The 14716-nt window shown below is 36.8% G+C and carries 19 protein-coding genes; 7 read left to right on the top strand and 12 right to left on the bottom strand.

Annotated features, from left to right (window positions below; genetic code table 11):
* Positions 1–122: 122 nt before the first annotated feature.
* The 4 genes from CA834_RS06385 to CA834_RS06370 all read left to right on the top strand — a co-directional run bounded on the left by CA834_RS06385 (position 123) and on the right by CA834_RS06370 (position 3355).
* A complete protein-coding gene (locus tag CA834_RS06385) occupies positions 123–671 on the top strand; it encodes a PASTA domain-containing protein (RefSeq protein ID WP_094967857.1) in 549 nt (182 codons plus the stop codon).
* 17 nt (positions 672–688) lie between these two features.
* Positions 689–1717 (top strand): RluA family pseudouridine synthase, encoded by a 1029-nt coding sequence (locus tag CA834_RS06380; protein ID WP_094967856.1) that lies wholly within the window; start codon positions 689–691, stop codon positions 1715–1717.
* Between the two features lie 81 nt (positions 1718–1798).
* The gene (yaaA, locus tag CA834_RS06375) at positions 1799–2557 is read left to right on the top strand and encodes a peroxide stress protein YaaA (RefSeq protein WP_094967855.1); all 759 of its coding nucleotides are present in this window, start codon (positions 1799–1801) and stop codon (positions 2555–2557) included.
* Between the two features lie 396 nt (positions 2558–2953).
* Entirely contained in the window at positions 2954–3355 is a 402-nt protein-coding gene (locus tag CA834_RS06370; RefSeq protein ID WP_094967854.1) for a hypothetical protein, read from the top strand.
* Positions 3356–3501: 146 nt separating this feature from the next.
* Here the strand turns inward: CA834_RS06370 and CA834_RS06365 are convergent, their stop codons facing one another.
* Complete coding sequence (locus CA834_RS06365) at positions 3502–4302, bottom strand: hypothetical protein (protein WP_094967853.1); 801 nt, start codon at positions 4300–4302, stop codon at positions 3502–3504.
* A gap of 49 nt (positions 4303–4351) precedes the next feature.
* Here CA834_RS06365 and CA834_RS06360 point away from each other — a divergent pair, with 49 nt between their 5' ends.
* From CA834_RS06360 to CA834_RS06350, 3 genes are all read left to right on the top strand, one after another.
* Positions 4352–5152, top strand: coding sequence for a hypothetical protein (locus tag CA834_RS06360; protein ID WP_094967852.1), 801 nt, complete (start codon positions 4352–4354; stop codon positions 5150–5152).
* Between the two features lie 109 nt (positions 5153–5261).
* Complete coding sequence (locus CA834_RS06355; RefSeq protein ID WP_094967851.1) at positions 5262–6545, top strand: DEAD/DEAH box helicase; 1284 nt, start codon at positions 5262–5264, stop codon at positions 6543–6545.
* A complete protein-coding gene (locus CA834_RS06350; RefSeq protein WP_094967850.1) occupies positions 6545–6769 on the top strand; it encodes a VF530 family protein in 225 nt (74 codons plus the stop codon). The genes CA834_RS06355 and CA834_RS06350 overlap by 1 nt, the downstream gene beginning before the upstream one ends.
* Here CA834_RS06350 and CA834_RS06345 read toward each other — a convergent pair.
* The 11 genes from CA834_RS06345 to CA834_RS06300 form a co-directional block, all read right to left on the bottom strand.
* Entirely contained in the window at positions 6766–7659 is an 894-nt protein-coding gene (locus tag CA834_RS06345) for a YitT family protein (RefSeq protein ID WP_094967849.1), read from the bottom strand. The genes CA834_RS06350 and CA834_RS06345 overlap by 4 nt on opposite strands.
* A gap of 14 nt (positions 7660–7673) precedes the next feature.
* Complete coding sequence (locus CA834_RS06340) at positions 7674–8552, bottom strand: alpha/beta hydrolase (RefSeq protein WP_133085462.1); 879 nt, start codon at positions 8550–8552, stop codon at positions 7674–7676.
* 126 nt (positions 8553–8678) lie between these two features.
* The gene (locus CA834_RS06335) at positions 8679–9002 is read right to left on the bottom strand and encodes an EF-hand domain-containing protein (protein ID WP_094967847.1); all 324 of its coding nucleotides are present in this window, start codon (positions 9000–9002) and stop codon (positions 8679–8681) included.
* Positions 9003–9056: 54 nt separating this feature from the next.
* A complete protein-coding gene (locus CA834_RS06330) occupies positions 9057–9296 on the bottom strand; it encodes a hypothetical protein (protein ID WP_094967846.1) in 240 nt (79 codons plus the stop codon).
* Positions 9297–9355: 59 nt separating this feature from the next.
* Positions 9356–9502 carry a hypothetical protein gene (locus CA834_RS14640; RefSeq protein WP_165764764.1) on the bottom strand — a complete coding sequence of 49 codons (147 nt, stop codon included), beginning with the start codon at positions 9500–9502 and terminating at the stop codon, positions 9356–9358.
* A gap of 96 nt (positions 9503–9598) precedes the next feature.
* Entirely contained in the window at positions 9599–10369 is a 771-nt protein-coding gene (gene trpA, locus CA834_RS06325) for a tryptophan synthase subunit alpha (protein WP_094968156.1), read from the bottom strand.
* Positions 10370–10452: 83 nt separating this feature from the next.
* Positions 10453–11634, bottom strand: coding sequence for a tryptophan synthase subunit beta (gene trpB, locus CA834_RS06320; protein ID WP_094967845.1), 1182 nt, complete (start codon positions 11632–11634; stop codon positions 10453–10455).
* Positions 11618–12307, bottom strand: coding sequence for a phosphoribosylanthranilate isomerase (locus tag CA834_RS06315; protein ID WP_094967844.1), 690 nt, complete (start codon positions 12305–12307; stop codon positions 11618–11620). Before CA834_RS06315 ends, trpB begins: the two co-directional genes overlap by 17 nt.
* Positions 12304–13089, bottom strand: coding sequence for an indole-3-glycerol phosphate synthase TrpC (gene trpC, locus CA834_RS06310; RefSeq protein WP_094967843.1), 786 nt, complete (start codon positions 13087–13089; stop codon positions 12304–12306). Before trpC ends, CA834_RS06315 begins: the two co-directional genes overlap by 4 nt.
* Positions 13086–14078, bottom strand: a complete 993-nt coding sequence (trpD, locus tag CA834_RS06305) for an anthranilate phosphoribosyltransferase (RefSeq protein ID WP_094967842.1) — start codon at positions 14076–14078, stop codon at positions 13086–13088. Before trpD ends, trpC begins: the two co-directional genes overlap by 4 nt.
* 2 nt (positions 14079–14080) lie before the next feature.
* Positions 14081–14647 carry an anthranilate synthase component II gene (locus CA834_RS06300; RefSeq protein WP_094967841.1) on the bottom strand — a complete coding sequence of 189 codons (567 nt, stop codon included), beginning with the start codon at positions 14645–14647 and terminating at the stop codon, positions 14081–14083.
* Between the last annotated feature and the right edge of the window lie 69 nt (positions 14648–14716).

Raw genomic sequence — 14716 nt, 5'->3', positions numbered from 1 at the left:
AATAGTTAAATAGCTGTAATGTAAAAGTATCATTTATTTTCATAAACTAAATCGTGTAGCCATACGTATATAAATTTTATTGCGTTATATATTTTATTAGTTTTGTCTGTGATTTTAGCTATATGAGTCTAATTAAGTTTCTCACCAGTAAAGTTTTTTTTAAACATCTCGGAATAGCCCTTGTTGCTCTTGGGGTATTGTGCTTTTTTATTTTAAAATGGTTAGATTCCACAACAAACCACAATGAGTTTGTTATTGTGCCAGATTTAAAAGGTAAGTCTATAGAAACGGTTGAAATTGAGTTAAATGACCATGATTTAACGATGCAGATTCAAGATTCTGCTAATTACAATCCTAATTATCCAAAATATAGTGTGATAGAGCAAACGCCACGAGCGGGTTCTAAAGTAAAGGAGGATAGGAAAATATATCTTATTCTAAACCCGTCTGGCTATCGCAAAGTAGCCGTCCCTGATGTGTTAAAACGCACGTTTAGACAAGCAAAGCCTCAATTGGAGGCGCTGGAGTTTAAAATAGGTACTATAAGCTACAGAGACGCCATAGGTGAAGGTGTGATATCAATGTCATACAAAGGAAAACCTCTAGAGCCCGGGACCCTATTGCCTTTGACGTCAAAAATTGATTTGGTCATCGGTAATGGCAAATTATAAAAAGTGCGTTACGCTATATGGCCATAATTTCTGAAGATAATGATGATCGTTATGAACATTTTTCCTTTAAAGTAGATAAAGGACAAAAGCCCTTGCGCATTGATAAATACCTTCTTAATCACATTGAGAATATAACACGAAGTAAGCTGCAAACAGCTGCAAAGGACAATGGTGTTTTAGTTAATGGCGAGGCGGTTAAAGCCAATTATAAGGTAAAGCCGAATGATGTTATTTCGGTAACTTTTGAGCATCCGTCGTATCAGCAATTGTTGGTTGCTGAAGACATACCATTAGCTATTGTCTATGAGGATGATGATTTAGTGGTGGTGAACAAACCTGCCGGGATGGTTGTACATCCGGGACACGGCAACTATTCTGGTACGCTTATCAACGCCTTAATTTATCATTTTGAGAATCTGCCTAACAATTCTAGCAATAGACCTGGCTTGGTACATCGCATAGATAAGGATACTTCCGGATTATTAGTTGTTGCAAAGACAGAACACGCCATGAACTACCTTTCCAATCAATTTGCTGAAAAAACATCCGAGCGGGAATATGTGGCACTGGTGTGGGGCAATGTGGAAGAGGATGAAGGTGTGATTGAAGGCCATATTGGTAGACATCCCAAAAATAGACTGCAGAATACCGTTTTTGAAGAAGAGGAGATTTTTAAAGGCAAACCAGCAGTAACCCATTACAAGGTGCTTGAACGATTTGGTTATGTCACCCTAGTAAGCTGTAAACTCGAGACTGGCCGAACACATCAAATAAGAGTACACATGAAGCATATTGGCCACACCTTATTTAATGATGAGCGTTATGGTGGCGATGCCATTCTTAAGGGAACCACCTTTACAAAATATAAACAGTTTGTAGACAATTGCTTTAAAGTATTGCCTCGACAAGCCTTACACGCCAAAACTTTAGGGTTTGAACACCCAACATCTAAAGAATTTCTAAGGTTTGAGGTTGAAGTGCCAAAAGATATGACTCAATGTATTGAAAAATGGCGGAATTATGCTAAGCATCAAGATAATGAATAGTACTATTGTTATAATTTCTTTAAAGTGATTTCAGTATTATGAGCAGCTTTGTACCTTTGGCATAAACGTAAAAGTAAAGCTATGAAACTTGTATTATCACCAGCAAAATCTCTCGATTTTGAAAGTAACATACCAACTACTAAATCCACTGAAAGCTGTTTTTTAGCTGAAGCAGAACGTTTGAACAAGCTTTTGAAAAAAAAATCAGCTAAAAAATTATCTGAGTTAATGCATATTTCAGATAGTTTAGGTCAATTGAACTACGAGAGAAACCAAGAGTGGAGTTTACCATTTACGCAAGACAACGCAAGACAGGCCTTATATGCTTTTAATGGTGATGTATATCGTGGCCTCGATGCCTATACCATAGATACCAAAAAGCTCAATAAAGTACAAGATACCGTTAGAATTATTTCTGGTTTATACGGCATTTTAAAACCATTGGATTTAATGCAACCCTATCGTTTGGAAATGGGAACTAAGATGCCTGTTGGAAAAAACAAAAACCTTTACGAATTCTGGAAGACAAAAGTAACACAGTCGCTAAATGAAGAATTAGAGGATGATGAGTTGTTCCTAAATTTAGCAAGTAATGAATATTTTAAGGCCATTGATAAGAGGGCTTTAAAAGTTCCTGTGATTGATGTTGATTTTAAGGAATTAAAAGACGGCAAATACAAAACTATTGGTTTCTATGCCAAATACGCTCGTGGCCTCATGGTTAGATATATTATTGATAATGACATCAATACCATTGATGAACTCAAAGAATTTAATTTAGAAAACTATAGATTTACTGAAGCCTTATCTGATAATAAAAAGCTAGTGTTTACGCGGTAATTAGAGTCTATCGATACCAGATTCTTTCAATTTTTTCCATTTGAATAAGCTAAAGTATGCCTTTAATTATGGCTGAAAACCTCCTCCCTCCATCACAATAATAAAACATCGAATTTATTTAATTATTTTTGGTTGAAGTACTGTTGTACGGTTTCAAGAATTATATTTGCTCGTACTAATTAACTGAATGTGATGGGATTTAAGTGGTATTTTCCAATATTAATTATTTATAGTATTGTTATCATATCTCTAGAATATAGCTTTGGAGCAGATTATATCAGATATTATTTAACAGATATTAAGGGGCCAGTATTCTTTTATGGTATCCAAACAACCGTGACAACGGTACTGTTGTCTATAACGAGCTATAATTTTATCTTATCCTAACAGATAACAATGGAATCCGATAGGAGTTTACGCTTCTTCTTTTGGTCTCAAGCAATAGTTTTCTTTTATTTAGCTATTGATGAACGCTTTATGCTGCATGAGAGCATTGGTGGCTTCATCGGTTTTAATGATGCCCTTATTTTGTTATTGATAGCCTTTGTTCAGTTAGTAGTTTTTATGTATTATAAAGATTTTATCAAAACATTAATTTATTGGAATTCTCCACTGGTTTTAGGGTCCATATGTTTTGTGATTATGATAATTATTGATGGATTTGCACCTCGTGATGCCAATTTGCGTTTGTCTTTTGAGGATTTGTTTAAACTTTGGGGGATTTTCTTTTTTTTCCGTTATTCCTATAATGTTTATGACCGTTTAGTAAAACCAGTGACGACTAAACTTGCATCATAGAATAGAACTACAGCAGGATTTAACCGTGTTGATGAGATTTATTTCGAATCTGAACATATGAACGAAACAAACTAGCGACACTATGGAGCAACAAATACTGAGTTGTTGTGCTTGCTCGGGTCCTTCTAAATATTCAAGACAGGTTTTTATTTTGTGGGGAAGAGAAGTGTTATGCCACCTCGGATTCCCCATTCAGCAGTATTCCCATTACCATAGGGTACCCTAGGGCCTATAAAAATTTGACTCATCTGCTTACCTACTGTCACAACTTTGGATCCTATAAGGTGTAAAAAGCCTGATGACGTATCAAAGTCCCAATTCTGAGTAAATTCTGTATTTAAGGTTAAGGCATAACCTCCAGTAAAATTCTTAGCAATAAAAGGTTGAATGAAAGTAAGGCTCAAATCGTTTCGCTCGCTGTTTCCTGCTACAGACCAAATATGATTGGCTAATGCACCATAGGTGAATGAACCAGCTTGTTTTAAAACTACTGCAGTAGGCCCCAGCCCTAATTTACCTGTGCCTAAAAAATCGTCTGTTGCAGTTGGTGCCAGAATTGCAGGGCCAGCTCCCCAGATAAAACCTCCAGCTGTTGGGGTTTTTGGTGAAAAGAATCCGCTGAGAACAATATCGCCTAAGCCAGTTTGAGCACCACTAAAACCAAAAACATCATTCTGGGAGATAACAGGAATAATAGCACGACCAATGAGGTTCCACTTTTCACTGATACTTATGGGTACTACAGGTTGGATATTGAGCGTATATCTATCACCATTAGCTTCTCCTATTCTAAAATCAAAATTATTCTGAAGAGGAACACTGATTAAATTGGCCACTGGATTTTGCAGTTTTTTGGCCAAGGCATCTGCTGTTGCCGCCGCATCGTTATCTTGTGAGAAACTTATTGATGAAAATAAAAGGACTAAAGCTATAGTAAGATTCTTCATAAAACTTGTAAATTACAATTAAATCTAACAAAAATTAGATTAAAAAGGTATGAAAAAAGTACTGCAAATTGGAAATGGAATTGCCTTTATTTCAACAATTTTTATCAATTATTTATCCAATACAGGAATTCTTAATAATACGACGATTGGTGAAGTATCTGATTCTTACAAATCGCTTTTTACCCCTGCTGGTTATACCTTCGCCATTTGGGGACTAATTTATTTGTTGTTATTTGGTTTCGCCATCTACCAAGGTAGAAGTCTTTTTGTAAGAGTTAAAGACGATGATTTTGGGCTCAAAATTGGTTGGTGGTTTATACTGTCTTGTTTATTTAACTCCCTTTGGGTTTTTGCATGGATTTATGAATATACGGGTCTTTCGTGTGTGCTTATCTTTTTGCTGCTTATCTCATTGTTTAAGATTGTCTTGAATAATCGTATGGAATTAGAAGATGAACGTTTTTCCATAATTGCTTTTGTTTGGTGGCCTTTTGCGGTGTATAGTGGCTGGGTAACCGTAGCCAGTATCGCCAATGTTTCAACCTATTTAACGAAGATAGAATGGAATGGTTTTGGACTTGCAGATACCACATGGGCCGTTATTCTTATTGCTGTAGCCATAAGACTTAACCAATATATGATATGGAAACGCAATATGCGTGAGTTTGGTTTGGTCGGTGCTTGGGCTTTGATTGGAATAGCCAATGCAAATAAAACAATAGATAACGTAGTTGTATTTATAGCTTATGCGGGCGCGGTTGTCTTATTAATTAGTTGTATAGTGCACGGTTATAAAAACAAAGCAACCAATCCTTTAGTAAAAAAGTATAAACAATGGAAAAAGGGTTAGGGTAGATAATAACCACTCATTAGCTTTATCATCGAAAAAATAGCTGTAACTTCGCGTTAAAATAAAGGGAGTGACTAAATACTATGAGTTTGCTTCGTAAACACTATGTATGTCATTTAAATCATTAGGCTTATCTGAGCCTTTACTCAAGGCTATTGCCAAAAAAGGCTATGAAACGCCATCACCAATACAAACCAAAGCTATTCCGCCAATATTAGAAGGTAAGGATGTATTGGCATCGGCACAAACTGGTACCGGAAAAACTGCTGGTTTTACTTTACCGCTATTATATTTACTTTCCGAACATCCAAAGGAAAAATACCGACCAATTAGAGCATTAATACTCACACCGACAAGAGAGTTAGCCGCTCAGGTTTATGCCAACGTTAAAGAGTACGGAGAATTTTTAAATTTACGCAGCGCTGTAATATTTGGTGGTGTAAATCAAAATCCCCAAGTAGCAGCGATACGTCAAGGCATTGATATCTTGGTCGCAACACCGGGAAGACTGCTTGATTTGGAAAATCAAGGCGCTCTATCACTTAAGCGTGTTGAGATATTTGTCCTCGATGAAGCAGACCGGATGTTAGATATGGGGTTTTTACGGGATATTGAGCGTGTTATGAATCTGATGCCAAGCAAGCGTCAAAATCTAATGTTTTCAGCAACATTTTCTAAAGACATAAAAAAGCTCGCCTACTCTATATTGAAAAATCCGGTGCAAGTGGACGCCACCCCTGAAAACACGGCAGTTGAAATAATAGAACAGCGCGTTTATAGGGTTGCTAAAAATAAAAAGACAGAATTAATCATTAAATTAATTTCTGAAGGGAATTGGAAACAAGTACTTGTCTTTACCAGAACAAAGCACGGCGCTAACAAGCTCTGTAAAAAGATGGTCAATGCGGGAATTACGGCATCAGCTATACATGGAAATAAAAGCCAAGGTGCCCGTACAAAAGCTTTGGCTGATTTTAAAAGAGGTACAACCCGTGTTTTGGTGGCTACGGATATAGCGGCACGAGGTTTAGATATACCGCTCTTGCCACATGTTATTAATTTTGAATTACCGAATATTTCTGAAGATTACGTTCATAGAATCGGTAGAACAGGTAGGGCTGGAGCTAGTGGTGAGGCCATATCCCTAGTTAGTGCTGATGAGACTACGTACCTTCAAAGCATTGAAAAGCTCACAGGCCTGCAGATTCCTGTTGAAATTGTTGAAGGTTTTGAACCTGACCCAAATGCGTCTACAGAGCCAATAAAACAAGGTCAAAATAGAAGTAAAAGGCAGCCAAGAAATTCTAATTCTAGTTCCAGAAAAAGTAATTCAGGTAGCCATAGAAATGATAATCGAAATCGTAATCGAAGACGAAACACTAATAGAAGATAATGCCATCACAGCTCAATAATCCGCTTCATGGAATTACCTTAGAACAGATTGTTACTGAGCTACAAGCCCATTATGGCTGGGAATATATGGGCTATGAAATTAATATTCGTTGTTTTACCCATGACCCTTCCATAAAATCTAGTTTAAAATTTTTAAGACGGACACCTTGGGCACGTTCTAAAGTGGAAGCCCTGTATTTAAGCATGCTTGAAAAAAGACACTAAGGTTTGGTCGGAAGTACCTTGCTTTTCTTCTTATCTAGGTAGTGGCGCAACACACCTCCTTTTACATTGTTAACATCAAATTCAATGATGAAGGCACGGTCATCAATGTCTTCAATCAGTCGGTGCATTTTTTTTAAGTCTATTCGGTTGATGATGGTATGGATAATATCAAAATCTTCCTGTTGCCCTGTGCTTCCGTAACCTTTTGAACCTTTATACGTGGTGAGTCCTGCACCTAATTCTTCCATTATGGCCTTTTTGATTGCCAGATATTCCTTGGACACAATGGTAACGCCTATAAAATCCTCGAAGCCTTCAATAGTTAAATCAGTTACCTTGGCAGTGACAATATATGTTAAAATGGAATAGAGAGCAACCTCAGTAGAAATGACCCAAGCCGTTATGCTAAATAAGATAACGTTGAATAGAAGTATCACCTTGCCTATGCTAATTCCAAATCTATCGTTAAGGTAGACACCCAAAATTTCGGAACCGTCTAAAACTGAACCATTACGAATAGCTATACCTATGCCGGAGCCCACAAATAAGCCACCAAAAATCGATATCAATAGCTTATCATCTGTAATAGTGTCAAAGTTTTCAAAATGGATAAATAATCCAAGTGCCAGGATACTTATTATAGATTTGATGACAATACGTTTGGAAACCGTATAATAGCCAAGAATAAGAAAGGGAATGCTCAATATAACCAATGAATAGGAAACCTTAATATTAAATTGTGTTTTAATGAGAATCGCAATACCTGTAACGCCACCATCTAAAAAACCATTGGGCAATAAGAAGGCTTTTAGGCCAATACTCGCGAGTAATACACCAAGGGCAATCTGCCCGTATTCGGAAAAGAAATTATATGTTTTGGAATGTCTCACGGATTGGTGCTTCTTCAGTTTCTAAAGGTATCACTTATAAACTCAAGTCCAACCGGCAAGGAGTCTATCCAAAAATTCCAAGTATGGCCGCCATTTCTTACTCTATATTCATGAGGAATACGTTTTTTAAGTAACTCAATATGTAACATAGAATTTCCTACAGCCAAAAAATCATCATCACCACAATCAAAATAAATAGCGACAGTTTTCAGCTGCTCTACATCTTTACTTGCTATCAGCTCAAAAACATTGTATTCGTTTATAATATCAGTAAGTCGTGCTTCACCTTTGGCTCCTATCGCGGAAGGTGAAATCCGTCCAAAATAATCATTAAAACTTCTATCTCCCTCATTAATAATCTCTTCTTTGGTGGATATACCAGCACTAAAAGCGGCACAAGCACCAAAAAGATTGTGATATTTTAAAGCAAGTCTTAAGCTCCCAGCACCTCCCATGGATAATCCGCTAATGCCTCTAAATTTTTTTTCTGATTTAATATTGTATTTGCGCTCCACATAAGGCATTAACTCTTTAATGAACATATCTTCATAAGGGTAAGTGCCATCTTCTTTATTCATGTACAAACGGTCATCACCATCTGGCATTATAATAACCAAAGGTTCAATGTCATTGCCTTTTATGAGTTCATCCGCAATGTTTTTAACTAGGCCTATTCTTACCCAATCGGTTTCGTTACCGGTGTAACCATTAAGTAAATAAACCACGGGATATTTCGTTTTTGATTCGTCAAAACCTTCTGGTAAATACACAGAATACCGAACTTTGGTATTTAGGAGTTGGCTGTCCATTTCAAGGCTTTCAATGACTTTGCTTTGTGAAAGGCAAATAGACATTAGAAGTATTGAACTGAGAAGAGCTAGTGTGTATTTCAAAATATTTGGATTAATTATTGGCACTTTAATCTGCAATGCAGATTATCAAATATATCGAATTAATTAAGGAAATTTAGAACGATTTATAAATAAAAAATCCCTCAGATTTACTGAAGGATTTTAAGATTAATGGGCTCTAGAGTTGGAATGTGGTCCTCTATGACGTTTCATGTGTTTCATTGCTTTTTTAAGCTCGTCCAAGTCCACCTCACCGCTTGCGTCTTCATCCATTAGTTTAAATCGTTTTTCAACAACCTCGACCTTCAAATTTTTATTCCTGCGTGTAGCTTTAAATTCGTCTAGCGAAACTGTACCGTTTTCATCAGTATCCATTTTAGACAAAATGGTTTCTGGATGTAATTCTCTCTTTCGTTCTTGTTGAGCCTGTGACGTAAAATATCCAAACATTACAACAATGATAAAACTAACTCTTACTGTTTTTGAAATCATAATTCTGTTTTTTAATTAATGAACAACAGTAGGACTCAAAAATGAATAATGGGTTTAACCAGTATGTGGAGGTTTTGGTTTTTTTAATAAAGATTTAACCAATAAGCGCAGTAAAAGTATAAAGGGAAACCCATGAAGAACCAAATCAAAATAATCCATAAGTCCCATGCCACTTCCACCGCCTCCTATCCATCTTAGCTTACCAACAATATGTGGCTCAGGCAAAAAAGGTGCTAGCCCCAGAGTTAAGCACAGTAGAATAACCAATCGCCAATCATTTATAAATTTCTGCATAAAAAAATAGTCTATCCAAATTTATGAATAGACTATCATTTAATATTAATTTCTAGCTATTATTTTTTGTTCTGCTGGTCCTTTATGGTATCGTCGTCAATATCAAAGTCATTGATGTTTGTCTTTTTTGCAATACCTTCAGGACGCGTTGGATCTGTTTGCTCAGACTTTCTTTTAAACTTTCTTTTATCTTTAATAATTCCCATATTTTTTTATTTTTTGTTCAAATTTAATATAAGGATTTACTTGATTTTTTTGTCACAAAGGCTTATTAAAACCTTGGAATACTGTGTTAAATAGTATTAATTTTCAGCCAGTATTGGGGCTATAAACCTTTCAAGATTATCGACTCCCTTATGGGTAAGGTATTTAATAAATGCAGATCCTATAATGGCACCTTTTGCATATTGAGTTGCTTGTTTAAAGGTGTCGTGATTTGAAATCCCAAAGCCTACAATTTGAGGATTCTTTAGATGCATGTCTTCAATACGTTTAAAATAGTTGGTCTGTACATCTCCAAAGCCAGATGTAGCGCCTGTGGTACTTGCAGAACTCACCATGTAAATGAATCCATTAGAAACAGAATCAATGTATCGTATGCGTTCCTCTGAGGTCTGTGGAGTTATTAAAAATACATTAATTAGTCCATAAGAGTCAAATATGCTCTTGTATTTTAAATGGTATACATCTACGGGCAAATCTGGAATGATTAAACCATCAATTCCAACGTCCTGGCATTTTTTACAAAATGCTTCAACTCCATATTGAAGAATAGGGTTAAAGTAGCCCATGATGATAAGTGGTATTGAAACGGAAGATCGGATATCCTTTAGTTGCTGAAAAAGTACTTCGCTGGTCATTCCATTGCGCAAGGCTTTTGTTGAGCTGTCTTGTATGGTTGGGCCATCGGCTAAAGGGTCACTAAATGGCAACCCAATCTCTATCATATCTACACCACTGTTTTCTAGGTTATGAATAATTGAAACAGTATCATCAATATTGGGATAGCCTGCAGTAAAATATATGGATAGAAGTTTTTTGTCTTCCTCTAGTTTTTGGTTTATTCGGTTCATGTTCACTGCCCACAAGGGTGGGAATCTTTTTAATTCAACTTCCTTTTTAATTATGATATACTGAAACGAGTTCAGCATTCGGTCTAAAGACCGAAATAATCAATATAGTTCTGTAAATCTTTATCCCCGCGTCCAGACAGGTTCACTACAATGATATCGTTTGGTTTAAACGTTTTATACTCAAAAACCGCAAGGGCGTGAGAGGTTTCTATGGCTGGAATAATACCTTCAAGCTGTGATAATTCTAATCCGGCCGTCATAGCTTCATCATCGGTTATGGCAATAAATTCTGCTCTTCCTGTCCTGTATAAATTAGCGTGCATAGGCCCCACACCTGGGTAATCAAGTCCGGCCGAAATGGAATAGGGTTCCGTAATTTGACCATCATTAGTTTGCATTAGCAAGGTTTTACTTCCGTGAATGATACCCTCTTTTCCTAACACTGAAGTTGCTGCACTTTCACCAGAATCTATGCCTTTTCCAGCTGCTTCAACAGCAATAATCTTAACAGCTTCATTGTCTAGATAATGGTAATAGGTTCCGGCAGCATTGCTTCCTCCGCCAACACAGGCAATTAAATAATCAGGATTTTCAGTGCCTTCTTTTTCCAATAATTGGGTTTTGATTTCTTCAGAAACCACCGCTTGAAAACGTGCCACCATGTCTGGAAATGGATGTGGTCCAACTACACTACCAACGATGTAATGCGTATCTACAGGATTGTTAATCCAATCGCGCATGGCTTCATTAGTGGCATCTTTTAGGGTACGACTACCAGATAATGCAGGAACAACCTTAGCACCCAGCATTTTCATACGGGCTACATTGGGTGCCTGTCTGGCAATGTCTATTTCCCCCATATAGACTACACACTCGATGCCCATTAAGGCGCAGACTGTGGCCGTTGCAACACCATGCTGTCCTGCACCGGTTTCAGCTATTATACGTGTTTTACCCAATCGTTTGGCTAATAAAATTTGTCCTATGGTGTTATTGATCTTATGCGCTCCTGTATGGTTAAGGTCCTCGCGTTTGAGATAAATTTTAGTGTTGTATTTTTCGGAAAGCCGTTTCGCTAAATACAGTGGTGAAGGTCTCCCAACATAGTCCCTTAATAACTGATGAAATTCTTCTTTAAAATCAGATTCTGCTGTTATTTTTAAATAATTTTGGCGTAACTCCTCAATATTAGGATAAAGCATCTCCGGAATGTAGGCTCCGCCAAATTCTCCATAATAACCGTTGTCATTAATGTTGTAACTCATCTTTAAATTTTTCTAATGCATTAATATCTTTTAATCCAGGCTTGATTTCGAATTTACTATTTACGTCAATGGCATAACAGTGTTTTGAAGCAGGATTGTTTTTAAATTCCTTGATTTTGTCCAATTCGCTAAGACCAATGCCACCACTTAAAAAATAGGGTTTAGTGGAGGGGTATTGATTTAAAACGCCCCAATTAAATGTATAGCCATTACCACCTGGAAGTTTTCCTTTTGTGTCAAATAAAAAATAATCCACAAGGGCTTCATAAGGTTGTAGTACCGAGAAATCAAAACGATCCTTAATACTAAAGGCCTTTATTACTTCCCAATTTGGAGCTTCCCATTCACCTTTACGCCACTGATCGGATTGCCAGCGGTCTTGCTCATCCTTTAAATGTAGCTCGAATCTCAACTCAGCACAGTAGTTGGCCGATTCACTACCATGCAACTGTATCGTTTTGAAATTGTGTTGTTTTACCTTATTTAAGATATATGATATGTCGGCATCTACAAAAACACCTACTTTGTTGTAAAAAAGGATTTCTTTTGGCATTTCCCCAACGAAGTATCGCGATGATTTCTCATAAAATATAAAGCCCATATAATCTGGTTGCAGTTTGGCAACAGCTTCTATGTTATTATTATATTTTAGACCGCACACCTTTAGTTTCATTCTTTTAATTCTTTTATAAATGTTGTGGCCGCCTTTCCGGGATTATCCGTCTTCATAAAGTTCTCACCTATAAGAAAACCTTTATAGCCATAGGGTTGCAACGATTTAATGGCGTCGATAGAACTAATCCCACTTTCTGAAATTTTTACAAAGTCGTCAGGAATTAATTGACTTAGAGTTTTAGAGGTTTCTAAACTCACGTCAAAGGTTTTAAGATCCCTATTGTTAACTCCGAGCATATCTAATGATGGCATTATGGATTTGTGTAATTCTTCCGCGTTGTGAACTTCCAAGAGGACATCCAGATTTAAACTTTTCGCCAATTCAGAAAATTGCTTAATCTGAGTTTTGGTTAAAATTGCTGCGATAAGCAGGATTGCATCTGCACCAATGGCTTTTGCTTCTATGATTTGATATTCATCGATAATAAATTCTTTACGCAATAATGGTAAACGGCAATGTTCTTTGGCGGTAATTAAATCGTCCATACTGCCGCCGAAATAAACTTCGTCCGTTAAGATAGACATACCACAAACCCCAGCCTTTTCATAACCAATGGCCACGTCTTCTACTAAGGCCTTATCATTTATAATTGATTTTGAAGGCGACTTTCGTTTAAACTCTGCTATAATTCCGGTTGTGCTGGCTTGTAGGCGTTTTGATAATGAGGTTGTGCTTGCTTCAAAATAGGGTAATTGCTCATAGGTTTCAATAGGAATTAATTCTTTTTTTAGATTCACTTCCTTACGTTTGTCAATTACTATTTTATCTAGGATATTCATCTACTTAATTCAATTAGTTTATCTAAACTCTTTTTTGCGTTTCCGCTCAAGAGAGACGCTTTGGCCATTTCAAATCCATCCTTATGAGCTATTTGTTTTGTGGTAGAAATGGCTAATCCGGCATTGGCACATACTACATTGTTTTGTGCTTCTGTACCCTTACCATTTATAATTTCCATAAATAAATCGGCAGCTTGTTTTACTGTATGCCCTCCGAAGATGGCTGATTGTTCTATTTGTGGTACCCCTAAATCGCTAGGGTCAATTAAAGTTTCGGCATTATTGGAGATAACTTTTGTTTTTCCTGTTAAAGAAATTTCATCGTAGCCATCTAAAGCATGAACTACGGCATAGTTTTTATCTGTTTCTTGATATAAATAACCATAAAGCCTTAGCAACTCTAAGTTAAACACGCCCACCATCTGATTTTTGGGAAATGCGGGATTTACCATGGGTCCTAACATATTAAAAAAGGTCTTAACACCAAGTGCTCTTCTGATAGGGGCTACATTCTTCATAGCGGGATGAAATAATGGCGCATGAAGTACACAAATTCCCGTTTCATCCAAACTGCGTTTTAAGAATTCAATATTGTTAGTGAATTTTATACCGAGGTATTCCATAACATTTGAAGACCCACATGCTGAGGAAACCCCATAATTACCATGTTTGGTCACTTGGATGCCTGCACCGGCAGCAACAAAAGCAGAAAGGGTCGAAATATTGAACGTATCTTTTCCATCACCACCTGTTCCACATAAATCTATAGTATTATACCCGTCTAGTTCAACTGGGATACATAATTCCAATAAGGCATCCCTAAACCCACGAAGTTCTTCTATGGTTATGCTTCGCATCATATAAACTGTTAGGAACGATGCAATCTGACTTTCGTTGTATTCGCCCTTTGAGATATTGACCAAAACATTTTTAGCTTCTTCACTAGAAATACTTTCCTGATTGATGAGTCTATTGAGAATCTCCTTCATGCTTAATATTTAATCCAATTTGCTAAAATTTGTTTTCCATTTGGCGTTAAGACCGACTCGGGATGATATTGTACGCCTTTAACATCATATGTTTTATGCCTCAAGGACATAATTTGTCCGTTAGAGTCAAAAGAGGTTGCTTCCAGACAATGGGGTAAATTGGTGTTTACTACCCAGGAGTGGTAACGCCCTACTTCAAAAGTTTTATTCAATCCATTGAACAAGGTCTCATCCTCTGCAGTGACAGTTATTTCTGTTGAAACGCCATGGTATACAGTTTCAAGATTTTCTAAAGTCCCGCCAAAAACCTCACCAATGGCTTGTTGTCCTAAACAAACACCGAGGATGCTTTTTGTGGGGGCGTATTTTGAAATGATTGACTTTAACAGACCCGCTTCGTCTGGTATACCAGGACCTGGAGACAAAACAATCTTCTCAAAGGCTTCAACCTCGTCAAGTGTAAGTTTGTCATTGCGCTTAACGGTAACCTCACAATTTAAATCTTCTAAATAGTGCACCAGATTATAGGTGAAGCTATCATAATTATCTATAACTAATACTTTTTTCATAATAACTTCCCACGTAAGTGGGAATCTTTTTTAATTAAACTTTTTTAACACCCCTAAAGTCCCCTCAAG

Source organism: Winogradskyella aurantia (genome assembly GCF_002266855.1).
Lineage (GTDB): Bacteria > Bacteroidota > Bacteroidia > Flavobacteriales > Flavobacteriaceae > Winogradskyella > Winogradskyella aurantia.
The sequence above is the reverse complement of the archived record's forward strand: the minus strand, read 5'-3'. Positions and strand labels throughout refer to the sequence as shown.